Origin of the sequence: Paenibacillus shunpengii, from assembly GCF_042684905.1 — a bacterium.
GTDB classification, from domain to species: Bacteria; Bacillota; Bacilli; order Paenibacillales; family Paenibacillaceae; genus Paenibacillus; species Paenibacillus shunpengii.
This window is the reverse complement of sequence record NZ_JBHUMJ010000002.1, coordinates 2,641,339-2,655,728: the sequence shown is the minus strand read 5'-3', so window position 1 is coordinate 2,655,728 and position 14,390 is coordinate 2,641,339. Positions and strand designations below refer to the sequence as shown.

Here is a 14,390-nt window from a genome sequence, read left to right as displayed (position 1 = left end):
TGCTATATTTATGAATTATCCAGTTATTGATGTTCATCATCACATTATTTCTACTTCTCTTCAGGCCAAACAGAGAGAGCTCGGCATAACCATTCCAAGCTTTATGCCCAAATGGACCCCCGAAATCGGAATAGACAAAATGGATCACGCAGGAATTACATATTCCATTTTGTCTGCACCAAGCGATCTTACCTTTCTGAATCAAACCGATGCGAATCCTATGGCCAGAAGTATAAATGAAGAGATCGCCTCATATATCGAACGTCACCCAGAGAGGTATGGAGGCTTTGCCACTATGCCCTTGCCTGATGCTGAGTCCGCTCTTCATGAAGTCAGCTACGCTCTTGATGAATTGAATCTGGACGGTATTGCCATGCTGACAAGCTACCAAGGGAAATATTTGAGTCATCCGGACTATAAAGAGCTGCTTATGGAGCTGAATCGCAGGAAAGCGGTCGTTTTTCTGCACCCCATTCTAATCAAGGAGCATATTGCCGGTCTAAACCCAGCTTTGCTGGAAGGGACGTTCGACACAACAAGAGCCGTAACCACCATGGCAGTGCATCGAATTTTTGAAACGTATCCTGATATCCGCTTTATTTTGCCTCATACAGGGGGGATGGTTCCATATATTAAATGGCGGATTGCTCTAGCCGTTCTCCAAGAACAGTTCCTTCAAACGGAATTGACGGGTGAAATCATTGACGAAGAAATAGCCAAGCTGTCTAGCCTGTATTATGACAGTACGCTGAATTTGGGTACCATTCAGAAGCTGGTCGATCCTTCCCGCATCCTTTTTGGAGCGGACATTCCTTGGCCATCAGACAGTATTCTTAAACTGCAGCGAGAATCGGTCCTGACTGAAGCGTTGTCGATAAGCAGCGCTAATCTTATGAAAATAGCCTATCAAAATGCTTATACATTATTCCCGAGACTGGAGAGGTTGAAGTTAATGGATGGTGTAGAGGTATAATTCTATACAGAGATGGTTGTTATTTGTACCCTGACATCCAAATCATTTTAATGACATGCACCATAGGCTAGTGGTCAGCATATTTTAGCCCATATTTGAAATATGGGAGGACAAAAATGGGATCTTCTTTAGCTCAATATAAGTACAATTTTTATCGTTCTGATAAGCCAATACCATACGAAGAGGTTGCGGACTTAGGTGATGCTATTGATTTAAAGGACCTGCCAACAGATGAGCAACAAAAGCTTCTGAATTCAATGCCACAATTCTTCATTACAACCCCGGACCCCGAGGAAGTCGGGTATACTTTTGTGGATTTGGAGAGTCATCTGAGCTTGCCAAACGAGCAGAATCTTGTCAATAAAGAATTTCATGCTCAACGATTGTTAGGCGTTACGGTTCCTGAGTTCAAAGTTGTTCCTTGCAAAAAAACTTTTAAAACACCATTGGGTAAAGTTAATTTTACTTATCCTTGCTTAAAAAGACGCGACTCTGAATTCTGTATCTATGCTTACATCTACTATCCAACGAATCTGGATCAATTTATTTTAAATGAAATGATGGCTTGTTTAGAATTTGCATCCATTACTGCGGCTGAAACAGCGACTTATACCTTTAATTCGGCATCTGGTTCTCCAATTGAACGCGTCATCAAAGCCGTTCCTAAGACGTTGGAAATTTTTAAATCTACATTTAGTAACTGTGCTTCTAATGCAGAATTATGGGATTATATCAAGCATGATGTTGAGTATGGAGTGGATTATGCTAGCATAAAACTGACGGATTGGTATTAATCAATCCATAGCACCTGCGTCTAGGAGGTGCTTTTTTTCTCTTCTGTATTTATGAAAAGGTCCCATAAGTTAAGAAGCATACAAAAGGCAGCCGACAAGCTGCCTTTTGTATGCCTAGGTCTAGTTCCTCCTCTTCCCATCGGTGGAGTCGGAACTTGCCAGGCTATAGAATTTGATGTTACAGTACACCATTCAAACTTCCGTTTTTCGTGAATAGTTTTTCAATTCTTTTTTCAACAGCTTGGTCTAAAATAAGGGGTGGGGCATGATGAGGCTTGGTTCGAGCATCAATAATGACGTTGTCGCAGCCCCAATGCTTATACGAGTATTCCGCATTCACTCCGTACATGTCATGAGATGGGTTGCTCCGCGTAAAGGTTGACCATAAGAAATTATCAATGGATTCACTTAGAAAATTGCTGTCATCACACAAAATAATGAGCGGGCATTCCGGCATGTCTCCACGCATACGGATCGCGTTTGTCAGTTCTTCCAGCTGCTGTGCAGCATCAGAATAACTGCTGAAAGTAGGGCCTTCTAGTGCCACAGCGCCTGGGAGGACAAGTCTTGGATTAACGAAATCACGCAGCCCTTGTAGCTGTTCTGGAGCTTCCATACAGAGCTCGCGCTTCTTGTCTCCACATGCGGCGAAGACCACCTTGCTCCCTTGATTCAGTCCGCTGCCTGAATAGTCCAGCGTATCAATCGTAGTATTGGTCTGGAAATGAATATCCCGCTTGAGATCTATGCGCTCAAGTATGTATGAGAAAAATTCAGATATATGATGTGTGCTGAGCGGCTGTTCTTCCTCAGCGGCGATGAATAAGTACTTAGCAAGGCTGAGCTGTCCAGTGCCGAGAATTCGATTCGCAATCGTAAGCAGCTCTGCTGGCTGCTTCACCTTGGTATAAGGTGTATATCGTTCCGAGCCAATCGCAAGTAGAAGAGGGTGGACGCCTGCTGCATCGACAGCGTGAACCTCTTTTACTCCAGGTACCTCCTGCTTAACTGCCCCTCCGGTCAGCTGGTGAATAAGATCTCCAAATGCAGTGTCTTCCTGTGGAGGACGGCCAACGACAGTGAACGGCCAAATGGCATTTTGTTTGGCGTACACCTTTCGAACCCGCATCATTGGAAACGGGTGGATCAAGCTATAGTAGCCCAAATGGTCTCCGAACGGCCCTTCCGGTTTCGTTTCACCGGGATGGATCTCTCCGGTAATGACAAAATCCGCATCATGACTAATGCAGAAACCGTCCGCATCATATCCGTACCTGAATCTTCTTCCCGATAACAGACCTGCAAATAATAGTTCGCTTAACCCTTCTGGCAGCGGCATAACCGCCGATAGCGTGTGTGCGGGTGGTCCACCTATGAAGATACTCACCTTAAGCGGCTCACCTTTACGATTGGCTTTATGCTGGTGAATCCCGATTCCGCGGTGAATTTGATAATGCAAGCCGATATCTTCATTGGCTGTGTAATCATTACCGGTAAGCTGTACGCGGTACATCCCCAGGTTGGCTTTCATGATCCCTGCCTTGTCAGGATCTTCTGTATACACTTGAGGAAGTGTCACGAAGGCTCCTCCATCCATGGGCCAGTGCTTGATTAACGGAAGATCGGTTATTTGGATTTCTTTGAAGCCTGAGACGCTGCTTCCCCGTTTGAGCGGGAGGGCTTTAATTGCCGAAGTCGCCGCACTGATGTGGCGAAACGGATTTTTAAGTGCTTTCATGGGATCGTTGCGGAGCGCAATCACATTTTGAGTTGAATCCCAGGTCTGCCGGAACATAAATTTGCTGCGTTCAATGGTTCCAAACAGGTTCGATACCGCACGATATGACGAGCCTTTTACATTTTCAAATAAGAGAGCGGGGCCCCCTGCTTCAAATACTCTCAGGTGGATGGCGGCCATTTCGAGCTCGGGATCGACTTCTTCCCGTACCCGAACCAGATGTCCGTGCCGCTCTAGGTCAAGTAAACATGATTCCAGTGTTGTGTACATTAAAATAAAGTCACTCCTAGCTGAGCCTATTCTACATGTTCTGACGATATGAAGCTGAGCTTAAATACAATGGCTCTTCCTTTAATAGTACTTTCCAGCCATTAAATACTCAACTTCATATTGTTTAGTTCGCTGATTTGTCAAAATAAGACGATTCCGGCACATGCAGAGAGCAGGATGACCACGAGCGGATGAAGCTTATATTTGATAATCGCCAGAAAAGCAGCTGCAGCCGTAAGCAAGGTAGCAAACGTACTCCATTGAAGAATCGTTTCACCATTGCCCCTGAAGCCGAAATGAAGAGCGGCGTACACAATCAGTCCGGTGATGATTGGGCGTAGTCCGTAGAACGAGGATTGTACCAGAGGATTCTTGTTGATCTTGAAAAAGAAGGCGGCGATCAGTATGACGATAAGCAGGGAAGGAAGGATGATGCCTGTTGTGGATGTAACCGCCCCCGGAATTCCAGCGGTATGATAGCCTATCAGTGTAGCGCTGTTGGTAGCAATCGGGCCAGGGGACATTCCGGCGAGAGAAACTATTCGTTGAAACTCTTCAGCGGAGAGCCAGCTATATTTTTCAGCCTCAAACTGAACCATCGGGATAACAGCGTAGCCTCCTCCGAAGGATAGAAGTCCGATCTTAAGAAAAGTAATGAATAATTCCCAGTACAGCATAGTCATTCTCCTAAATGTAATATTCGATCGTTGCTGCCTGTTCCGAAGCCGATTTTTTCTCGGTTTGTACTTTCATTCCGAGTTTTCTCTTAACCGAGATAATGATCATCCCTAGTACAAGTCCAATCAGGATCATGAAGGTTGGATTGATGCTTGTTACCATTAATACAATAAGAGATGCTGCAGCAATCGTGATCGTGGTACGGTCAAACAAGGCGTTCTTAGCCATTTTATAGGCAGCGACGGCAATCAGACCGATAATCGCCCCGTGGATTCCCTTCATCGCGGTCTGAACCTTCGGTTCATGCTGAAAGACAGAATAGATGCTGCTTAGAATAAAAACGATGAGAAAGGTGGGAAGCGTAATCCCAACGGTGGCGGCAACAGCTCCTGGCACTTTACCTATCCGATACCCGATAAAAGCAGAGGCGTTAACGCCAACACCACCTGGAGCAGACCCGGCCAAGGACATTAAGTCATTCATCTCCTGCCTGCTGATCCAGCCCCGCTTCTCCACCATCTCCCGTTCCAGCACGGGAATCATAGCATATCCTCCGCCAAAGGTTGACGGTCCTATCTTAAAGAATAGCCAGAATAATTGAAAATAACGTGAAATGCTGTTCTTCATGTCTGATGTCATGCGGTGTCTTCACCTCTTGTTGACTGAATATAATATATCGTCATTATAGCACCTTTTTATCAAAATGAAATTAACTGCTGGTAAATTAGCTCTAAAAAGTGAGTTTTACACGTATAGTTTCAACTTAATTTGTAAATTTAAGTAATCTTTATTCTAAAATGGAATAAACAGCTCATATAAACTCACATAACATCGGTTAACACGATTATTATGAAGATAATGAAATCCATCTCGAACCACGGATTGGTGCTATAATAGATGGGCAATACGAACATAAGAAATAGTGTTCACAGTCTATTCATCAAAGGAGAATCGTTGATTTATGCGTTTTTTTTCATTCCTGAGCTCATTCTTATCCGCGTGGCGGGATTATCCTGCAGAAATAAATACGGTGCTTGGGGATCGTTATGTCAATTTGCAGCTGCTTGGTGAAGGAAGCTATGGCATGACATACAAATGCTTGGATCAGAAGAGTGGAGCGGTCGTTGCTCTTAAGCAGTCGAGGCCCAGTAAAGGGGAATATGCAGAACATTTGCTTAGAAGAGAAAAGAATATACTTCAGGCGCTACCTCATCCGCAAATTCCTGAACTGCTGGATTTTTTTGTTGAAGGCAAGCATACCTATCTTGTCATGACTTATGTGGAGGGAGACACACTCGAGGATTTGATCTTTGAGCAGGGCTGTATATATGATGAAGCCTCTTGTATTGAAATGACACTGAAGCTGCTGGATGTAGTCCAGTATATTCATAAGAAGGGATATGTTCATCTGGACTTGCGAATTCCGAATGTGCTTTTTCAAGAGGAGAGGCTCTCTGTAATTGATTTTGGTCTGGCAAGACAGATCGGTGAAGAACCTCCGCTTGGATACCAGAGGAATCGAAAGGGCCTGATAACATCCAAAAAGATGAGGAAGACAAGGAGGCCAGAGACGGCTTACCCTCCGAAGTCAGCCCGCAGTTCCTATACAGCGCAGTTCAAGCTGGCGGAGGAGCAATCCGACCTTTCAGATATTGGTCATTTTATGCTGTTCATGCTGTATTCGAGCTATGAATCTGAGGATGGCGCCGATACCGAGCGGAGCTGGCAGGAGGAGCTGTCCATTTCGTCTGAGTTACAGGAGGTCATTGAGCGGCTGCTAGAGCTGAGGGAGCCCTATTCAAGTACAGATGAGTTCTATCATGATTTGCATGTTTTGAAAACAAAATCATTCCTCTAAGTAGAGGAAGTCTTCTTCTATAGAAAGGAAATTACATCATGGCCTTATTTTTAAACATTTTGCTAAACAACGTTATTCCCTTATTTCTTGTTATTGCTGTGGGCTTTATTGTACGACGTACGAGAGGACTTGATGTCAAAACCTTATCGAACATTAACTTTTACATTCTGTCCCCGGCTGTAGTGTTTAATCTTTTATATACGACAGACATTACCATGTCTCTGTTTGGGCAGGTTATCGCCTTCTTCTTTATTTTCATGCTGCTGCAATATGTCGTATGTTCTGTCGTGATCAAAATTCGCAAGCTGGAGGGTGGAATGCCTGCAGCACTGCGAAACAGTGTCCTGTTCGCCAACAGCGCGAATTATGGGCTGCCGATCAACCAGCTTGCCTTCTCGGGCAACCCGCTGACGCTTGGAGTGCAGGTCATTATTCTTATGCTTCAATCATTTATACCCAATACATATGGAATTTACAGCGTCAATGCGCACCGTGCCAAGCTGAAGGATATTTGGAGAACCATTGCCGGACAGCCTGTGATCTACGCGATTCCCGCAGCGCTTCTGTTGAGGTTCCTTGAAGTACCTCTTCCGAATAGCATCCAGACGCCGCTGAATTATTTATATACTGCCTTTATCGGTATGGCATTACTTACGCTCGGTGTACAGCTCGGAGCGATGAAATGGACTTTTGCGAAAAAGGGCAGCACGAATGTAGCCATATCTGTGTTCTTAAGACTCATTGCCGGTCCGCTTCTCGCTGCACTAACCGTATGGATGATGGGGATTGAGGGGCTGGTTGCCAAGGCCTTGATCGTTTCGTCTGCGGTACCGACATCACTCAGCAGCATGATTCTTGCTGTACAATTTGATAATGAACCGGAATTTTCTTCGCAAACGGTCTTTTTTTCGACACTCCTGAGTACGCTGACAGTAACGGGAACGATTGCAGTGCTGCAAATTTAAGCCAGACTCAAACTGGAAAATAAGACTTATGACTAATGGTCGATTGAATCTGCATCGTATACAATAAGGGAACATACATACCCATATCTCCATGAGTATTCACTTCAGGATTGCGCATCATTTCAGTTTTATGAAGCTCGTGAATGTGTAGCTCTATTGTTTGATTAATGATGGAGGGAGAGGGTGAAGGTGCAGAAGATTGCGGTCATTGTGGTGCATGGACTCGGGCTTCAGAAGAAGGAATATGCCGAGAAGTTCATGAAGAAGCTGGACAAAACCTTCTCAGATATAATGCAGGTGCCTTCCGCCAGGCCATATATTGAAGTAGAGCCTGTATATTGGGCGGATGTATTCGGTAAGGAGGAGGAACGGATCTATCAGGAGCTGGTGTTAAGTAAAAAGCTTCGCTACAAGTTTTTGCGTCGTTATCTGATCTATTACTTGGCGGATGCTGTCGCTTATCAGCCAGTAGATACGAACGGGCATAATTACGATGCGGTGCACCAGGCGATCAGTAATGCACTGCACAGCTTATCCCAAAGAGCAGGGAAGAAGGCGCCTTTATGTGTGGTGTCCCACAGTCTGGGCAGTGTCATTGCGAGTAACTTTTTCTACGATTTGCAGTATACTTCAAGGCACTTTCCAGGAGTTGTTGATACCACTTCACCCTTGGAGAGAGGCGATACCCTGACGCATTTCTATTCACTCGGTACAACGCTTCCATTATGGAGTCTGAGATACCGCGATTTTAGCAAACCGATTGTCGTGCCGTCTAAGGAAAGTCAAGAGATTTATCCGGGTCTGCAAGGGGAATGGGTTAATTTTTTTGACAAGGATGATATACTGGGATACCCGTTGCGGAATATTGACCCCGCTTATGAGAAGGCGGTAAAGCAGGACATTGATACAAATGTCGGTAATCCGCTGAGCTTCTGGAACCCTTTCTGTCATAGCGGCTATATGAAGAACCGCAAGGTGGTTAGGCACATATCTGAGAAGCTTGCAGAAACCTATACGTTCATTAATCGAGATCAGGACTCGAGGAAGCGCAGTTCTCTAACAATAGGACAAAAAAAGAAGAAATAATACAGAAGCGATTTGCTGGACGGATTGATTGTAGATTCGTTCATAGCAAATCGCTTCTTTTTAGTTCGTTCATATGGAGGATGCTTTGTGCTCACCAGAAGACTCCTGCTTATGGGATTGTTTTTTCCGAAACACCATATAGAACCAGGTAGAAGCCAAGACATATAAAATTCCTGTGATCGTGAAGGTGATGGCATATCCCTGATAACTGCCGTAGGTTGTAACGAGATAGGATTGGACAGGTCCCATGGTAGCCCAGCCGATCATAAAGGCAGTCTGCATAAGTGAATTCGCGATGCCTCGTCTTCGATCTGACACATGGTCAATTAATATCGATGAAAAAATTGGATTGGCTGCATTCATGAGTGCTTGTCTAAACAAGAAGCTGACGGAAGCGATGAGCACCGAATAGGTGAAGCCGGTCAGCAGCAGGAAAGGCAGAGACATCGTTTGGAATATGAAGACGGCTCGCACGGGTCCTACCCGGCTCACAAGAGAAGGTCCAATCATCATCGAGATGATGGTCATGACTTGGCCTAAAGATATCAGGGCGCTCATCAAGCTGAGACTGATATGAAACCGGTCCGTAAAATACAAGTTTAGATAAGGAACGACGAGGCCTGAACCAATACCGATCAGGAGCTGTGTCATCACAAAGTGCTTAATAATTCGAAAGTCCGATTTGGACTGCTCTGCTGCCGTGTTGGAATGTACACTTGTGTTCATATTCGATTCAGAAACGGTGCTCGAGCGAATAGCAGATACAGGGTTATGTATGACGGGTGAGTCTTTTACTAGAAATAACGGAAGCGTCCCAAGAAATGTAGCTATGCCGCCCAGGAGCAGAACAATCTGTAAGCTCGAAATGCTATGGACCCCAATAAACCCAAGCACATCAGCAAGCACCCCGCCGCCGAAGCTGCCGATGACCTGGGCTGCCAGCACGAGGGAAGCGTGAATGCTAAACAGCCGAAGTCGATTATGCTCAGAGACATTGGCCGCTAGAAACGGGATCGCGAGCACTTGGAAGAAGGAAGCAAATAATCCTGAAGATACAGCCAGCCATAATAGGTGGGGTTCACCTATAGCAAAGGCCCGTCCAATGAAGGTTAGTCCGCTGAAGAGTGCACCAATAACGAGAATCGGCTTCTTGCTTATACGGTCCCCGAGCAGACCTATGGGGATGAACATGATTGCCGTGGCAATGGACTGTACGCTGATAATGGTGCCGTTCATCGTTGCATCGTAGCCTAGATCTTGAATGTACAAATTGTAGAGCACGGAGAACATGCCTCCGCCCATTTGATATAGGATGTTTGCAAGAAAAAAAAGCTGGATATTGCGGGGCCAGCCTCTGATTTCCGTGTTCCATTTCTGCCAAATACTCAAGTTGTCTTCTCCTCCTGTCCTCATCTATTAAGCCTCTATGCAGAGCTGTTTGTCAAGATAAGGATGATAAAACAAAAACAGCCCTGAGCATGCTCCACCCGGGAATGAAGGAGCATGCTCAGGGCTGTTGGTGATGTAACCTGAAAAGCGGAACGGTCAGCTTACGCGGCCAGGCTCGTCTCAGACTGAGACCGAAGCTGCTTGCGGTAGACCATTCTTGAGATCGTCAGACTTACTTCATAGAGTAAAAATAAAGGGATAATGACAAGAATATCGGACATGATATCCGGCGGTGTGATCGTGACGGCAACGACGACGAGAATAAAATAGGATACCTTGCGTGCCTTCGCGAGCTTGGCCGGATTTAATATTCCGAGCTTGGTCAGGAACATGACAACGACAGGCATTTCAAACAATAGTCCAAACGGGACCGTCATGTGAATCATAAACGTGAAGTATTTCTGTGCGGTATACATCGTCTCAAACGAATCAGCTGCCATTTCATTCAGAAAATGAAGCACCATCGGGAACAAAATGAAATAACCGAAGGAAATGCCGAGAATGAACATTAGAGTAAGTACGGGAATAAAGATCAGCGTAGACCGCTGAGCAGCAGTCGGTACAGCAGGCTGAACGAATTTCCATATTTGATAAGCAGCCACAGGAATCGTTAATGTAACAGCAACCACACCTGCGATCATGAAGTACACCCACATGACATCTGAAGGACCAAGAATGATTAGCTTGCGCTCCATATCCGAGACGAGAATATCATAGATGTCCTTCACAAAGATAAAGGCGATGACCATCCAGAGCAGGAAGGTGACGAGCGTCCGAATGAGCCGGCTTCGCAGCTCATCCAGATGCCCAATCATATTTAATTCGTTTGGATTGTTACTCATTGTGACTTCGTTCCGGAACTGCTAACCGAAGCAGAAGTGCCAGCTTCGGAATGTTTTTTCTTCTCATCCTCATCGTTGTCCCCGCCCATGAGTCCACGGGTGGCTCCCTTGAACTCACTGAGCGTCCGGCCAAAGGCCCGTCCAAGCTCAGGCAGCTTCGATGGGCCAAATATGATAAGTGCGATAATAAGAATCAGAATGAGTCCGCCGATTCCGATATTTCCGATGCCAGGCATAATATCATCTCCTGTTGAATGTTAGATTACAATATGATCGAAGAAAAAGCTTATCGTCGAAACTTACAGTCCGAGCTTGAATCCGCTAATTGCCGCAACGCCACAGCGGGCCTTCTTATCTCCCTTACGGTGAGGCCATGTGCTTGTTGGGTTGTTCAGGTCTGTAGTCATTTCGCCGGGATGCTGTACAGAGATAAACAGTGTTTGTTCATCTGGTGTAAAGTATGGACCGGTCAGCTCCGAATCCTTAGGGCCAGATGCGAATTGCAGTGCTTGTCCCTGGCTCTTGCCGGTTGTAGGGATGACGAACAAACCGTTGTTCATGAACGATTTATATACGCCTTTGTTGTGACTGCTGGTGGAAATGTCAGTTACGACCCACAAGTTGCCATTCGAATCGAACGCAAGGTTATCTGGGGAACTGAAGCCGGATTGTCTGCCGCCGGCAGCAAAGATTTCAAAGTTGAATTCAAGAGATCCGAGATCATCGTTGTTTTCAAAAATACGTGTAATATGACCGTGGATATTGCCATGAATATCGTTATTCGTGTGGCAGATAAAGACGGTGCTGTCGAAAGGCGAAATTTCAATATCCTCCGGACGATCGGTTGGAGTGCCGCCAACAATTAGAGCAGCTTGATTGCAATATGTAACGACATCCGCTTGGGAAGTGAACTTTTTCAGCAGCTCTTCCTTCGTACCCGTTACGCCATAAGGATTCTTATAGCTGTCGGAGGAGAGAACCTCCTTCACGGCCTCAATCGTAACAGGAGCCCATTTACCTGATTTGAGATTGGCAACATATAGTGTGCCTTCTTCAAGCAAGGCAGAATTGGAACGGCCGATGGCTTTGTTGTATTTCCCTTTGCTAATAAATTTGTATACGCAGGCATCCTTCTTGTCATCGCCCATGTATACAACAACACGTCCGTCCTTGGCAATACCCATTGCCGTATTCTCGTGATTGAATCGACCCAGAGCAGTATGCTTTTTGCGGAAAGAGGCTTCAAAAGGATCGATCTCCACGACCCAGCCATAGTGGGTCTCTGGCAGCTTTGCTTGTCCGGCAAGCTCTTCAAAATTTTCCTCACAGGACAGCACCGTATTCCATAATGTGACCCCGCCGGAGCAGTTGGCAAATGTACCTTGTGCTTTGGTTGCATTTCCAATTGTTGCGGAGCCTTTGGCAGGACCTGTGATGTCGAAGGAGGTGAAGCCTGTGATACGGCGTGCATATTTTGAAGTCGGATCAAGCTTCCATACCCCTTGCTCATCCCGGTACACTTCAGTTACGGACATCCCTTGGTAATAGAGGCTTTGCTCGATTTGTTTCTTGGTCGGACCGCTGTCCGCTACAGGACCGATTGCAAAGATGTTGGTGTATTCATGATTCGTAACAAGGAGTCCTCGCGTATTCGAGCCTTCAATGGGGAAAAATGCGTTGTAATCTGCACCCTGCCCAAATTTTTCTCCTGCCGGGTTAATAATATCATCGAAGGCGGCTACCACGTCATACTTAAAGTTCTTTGGCAATACGAGCTCGTCTTCCATAGTAGGCTCAATTGGATCGAAGAAGCCTGTAACTTTGTTCGTGTTAAATCCGAAGAGGTGGTTCGCACTCGAAGCTGCGGAGGCTTTGCCGTCAAGTGTACCAAGACCAGCAGAAGCGGCAGCAAGTGCAGCAGCACCTGTACCTAGATAGGATAGAAAGGTTTTGCGATCGATCGTTTTTTCGCTCAAAAGAACACACTCCTTGTCATTTATCAGTCGGATTTTGCCAAATCCTCATGTAAACAAGCATAAGTGTAGTTTGTAAATTCTAAATCATCCCAGTGCAATTGAAATGTAAAATTAACAGATTTGAATGGATGATTTCCAGCTGTTATATAACATACAACTGACATGTTCTAAGCTTGAATGAAGAGGGGGAAGGAGACCATTGATCATAATTTTACATAGCTGAAACAAATTCACAAAGGTTATTTACAAATAAGTGAGTTTGTTGTTAGAATAAATTACACAATTCATCTTCAGTTGTCTAATCAAGTCGCAGGAGCTCGGGACAGGACTCATTTGCATCCTTGATTAACCCTTAAACTGAAGCTGATCCAGGAGGACAAGCCATTGGACTATAATACGGATACGATATATATCGTGGGCGACGCACAGACCTCGGTCAATAATCCGATTACTCAGCAGTTCAGTGCTTTTTTTATCGGTCTGGTGATTGATACGACGAATGATAAGATTGTAGATGCCGGATGCTCTTCGACCATTCCTCTCACCTCGGCCTTTGTCAGAACCCTGTTTGTCGGGAAGACGATGCATGATCTCGATTCGATCAGCGAGCAGGTTCGTTCGAGATATCACGGGTCTTCTCAGAAGGCGATTATTGTCGCCTATAAGGATGCACAGAAGAAATATCGTTCAATTGTTAACCATAATTAAATATAGAGATAGGCTGCTTTATTTATTCGCATGTACCGGCTGTGTCATCTTTACAGGCCTTGCGTACAGCACATCGTAAATGAAATCCAGCAAATCATAATCGGGGTCAGACATGTTCTCATGCTAGGAGCAGCTGCCCATGTTATGGTTTGCTGTTTTTTTATATTCAAGTAAGACCTTAACGTCAGAATTAAAATTACGACTAATAGGGGGCCAATCAGCATGAAACTGTACATTTCGATAGATATGGAAGGTGTCACGGGTCTTGTGGATGACACTTTTGTCGATTCTGCGAAGCGGAACTACAACCGGGGGCAGCGGATTATGACGGCTGAAGCCAATCATGTGATCGAAACGTCGTTTGGTGAAGGAATTCATGAGGTTGTGGTTAATGACAGCCATTCCAAAATGAATAATTTAATTATTGAGGAGCTGTATCCAAGAGCTCAGTTAATATCTGGAGATGTGAAGCCCTACTCCATGATGCAGGGTCTCGATTCCAGCTATGGGGGTGCTGTTTTTCTAGGCTATCATTCCAGAGCGGCACGTCCGGGAGTGCTGAGTCACTCGATGATCTTCGGTATTCGTAATATGTACATTAATGATGTGGCCGTAGGAGAGCTTGGCTTCAACGCTTATGTCGCAGGACATCATGGCGTTCCAATCCTGCTTGTGGCAGGGGATGATGAGACTGCCGCGGAAGCCGAGGAGCTGATACCACATGTCACAACGGCCATCGTGAAAAAACAAATCTCACGCACGTCAGCCCTGTGCTTGACACCCGCCCAGAGCGGTGAACTCCTGCGGGAGAAGACGATTCAGGCCATAGCGAACAAAGAGCGGGTTCATCCGCTGACTCCACCAGAGAAGCCGCTACTAACATTAGAGTTTGCCAATTATGGTCAAGCAGAGTGGGCCCATCTCATGCCCAAAACCCGGATGGAACGTTATTCCCCGGTGGTATCCTATCAGGCAGACGACATCCTCGAAGCCTACCAAGCCATGCTTGTGATGACTGAGCTTGCAATGAGAACTGCATTTTGCTGATAAAGG

At 45.5% G+C, this 14,390-nt stretch carries 14 protein-coding genes; 7 read left to right on the top strand and 7 right to left on the bottom strand.

Going from position 1 to position 14,390, the window contains the following annotated elements:
* Positions 1 to 10: 10 nt before the first annotated feature.
* Both ACFSVM_RS12430 and ACFSVM_RS12425 read left to right on the top strand, forming a co-directional pair.
* Complete coding sequence (locus tag ACFSVM_RS12430) at positions 11 to 973, top strand: amidohydrolase family protein (RefSeq protein WP_379262433.1); 963 nt, start codon at positions 11 to 13, stop codon at positions 971 to 973.
* A gap of 116 nt (positions 974 to 1,089) precedes the next feature.
* Positions 1,090 to 1,767, top strand: a complete 678-nt coding sequence (locus ACFSVM_RS12425; protein WP_379262431.1) for a hypothetical protein — start codon at positions 1,090 to 1,092, stop codon at positions 1,765 to 1,767.
* A gap of 178 nt (positions 1,768 to 1,945) precedes the next feature.
* Here ACFSVM_RS12425 and ACFSVM_RS12420 read toward each other — a convergent pair whose 3' ends face one another.
* The 3 genes from ACFSVM_RS12420 to ACFSVM_RS12410 all read right to left on the bottom strand — a co-directional run bounded on the left by ACFSVM_RS12420 (position 1,946) and on the right by ACFSVM_RS12410 (position 5,092).
* Positions 1,946 to 3,775, bottom strand: coding sequence for a UbiD family decarboxylase (locus ACFSVM_RS12420; RefSeq protein ID WP_379262429.1), 1,830 nt, complete (start codon positions 3,773 to 3,775; stop codon positions 1,946 to 1,948).
* 140 nt (positions 3,776 to 3,915) lie between these two features.
* Positions 3,916 to 4,452: a chromate transporter gene (locus ACFSVM_RS12415; protein WP_379262427.1), complete on the bottom strand. Its 537-nt coding sequence runs from the start codon at positions 4,450 to 4,452 to the stop codon at positions 3,916 to 3,918.
* A gap of 10 nt (positions 4,453 to 4,462) precedes the next feature.
* A complete protein-coding gene (locus ACFSVM_RS12410) occupies positions 4,463 to 5,092 on the bottom strand; it encodes a chromate transporter (RefSeq protein ID WP_379262425.1) in 630 nt (209 codons plus the stop codon).
* A 322-nt stretch (positions 5,093 to 5,414) separates the two neighbouring features.
* On the opposite strand from ACFSVM_RS12410, the gene ACFSVM_RS12405 reads away from it, so the two are divergent.
* The 3 genes from ACFSVM_RS12405 to ACFSVM_RS12395 all read left to right on the top strand — a co-directional run bounded on the left by ACFSVM_RS12405 (position 5,415) and on the right by ACFSVM_RS12395 (position 8,362).
* Positions 5,415 to 6,311 (top strand): serine/threonine protein kinase, encoded by an 897-nt coding sequence (locus ACFSVM_RS12405; protein WP_379262423.1) that lies wholly within the window; start codon positions 5,415 to 5,417, stop codon positions 6,309 to 6,311.
* A gap of 38 nt (positions 6,312 to 6,349) precedes the next feature.
* Positions 6,350 to 7,276, top strand: a complete 927-nt coding sequence (locus tag ACFSVM_RS12400) for an AEC family transporter (RefSeq protein ID WP_379262421.1) — start codon at positions 6,350 to 6,352, stop codon at positions 7,274 to 7,276.
* Between the two features lie 183 nt (positions 7,277 to 7,459).
* Complete coding sequence (locus tag ACFSVM_RS12395) at positions 7,460 to 8,362, top strand: chemotaxis protein (RefSeq protein WP_379262420.1); 903 nt, start codon at positions 7,460 to 7,462, stop codon at positions 8,360 to 8,362.
* Between the two features lie 69 nt (positions 8,363 to 8,431).
* Here ACFSVM_RS12395 and ACFSVM_RS12390 read toward each other — a convergent pair whose 3' ends face one another.
* The 4 genes from ACFSVM_RS12390 to ACFSVM_RS12375 form a co-directional block, all read right to left on the bottom strand.
* Positions 8,432 to 9,751, bottom strand: a complete 1,320-nt coding sequence (locus tag ACFSVM_RS12390; RefSeq protein ID WP_379262418.1) for an MFS transporter — start codon at positions 9,749 to 9,751, stop codon at positions 8,432 to 8,434.
* Between the two features lie 161 nt (positions 9,752 to 9,912).
* Entirely contained in the window at positions 9,913 to 10,653 is a 741-nt protein-coding gene (tatC, locus tag ACFSVM_RS12385) for a twin-arginine translocase subunit TatC (protein WP_076313645.1), read from the bottom strand.
* Positions 10,650 to 10,889 carry a twin-arginine translocase TatA/TatE family subunit gene (gene tatA / locus ACFSVM_RS12380; RefSeq protein ID WP_076313646.1) on the bottom strand — a complete coding sequence of 80 codons (240 nt, stop codon included), beginning with the start codon at positions 10,887 to 10,889 and terminating at the stop codon, positions 10,650 to 10,652. Before tatA ends, tatC begins: the two co-directional genes overlap by 4 nt.
* Positions 10,890 to 10,952: 63 nt before the next feature.
* Entirely contained in the window at positions 10,953 to 12,629 is a 1,677-nt protein-coding gene (locus tag ACFSVM_RS12375; RefSeq protein ID WP_379262415.1) for a PhoX family protein, read from the bottom strand.
* 384 nt (positions 12,630 to 13,013) lie between these two features.
* Here ACFSVM_RS12375 and ACFSVM_RS12370 point away from each other — a divergent pair, with 384 nt between their 5' ends.
* Positions 13,014 to 13,337, top strand: a complete 324-nt coding sequence (locus ACFSVM_RS12370; protein WP_076313647.1) for a DUF3870 domain-containing protein — start codon at positions 13,014 to 13,016, stop codon at positions 13,335 to 13,337.
* Between the two features lie 222 nt (positions 13,338 to 13,559).
* Entirely contained in the window at positions 13,560 to 14,384 is an 825-nt protein-coding gene (locus ACFSVM_RS12365) for a M55 family metallopeptidase (protein WP_076313648.1), read from the top strand.
* Positions 14,385 to 14,390 lie beyond the last annotated feature (6 nt).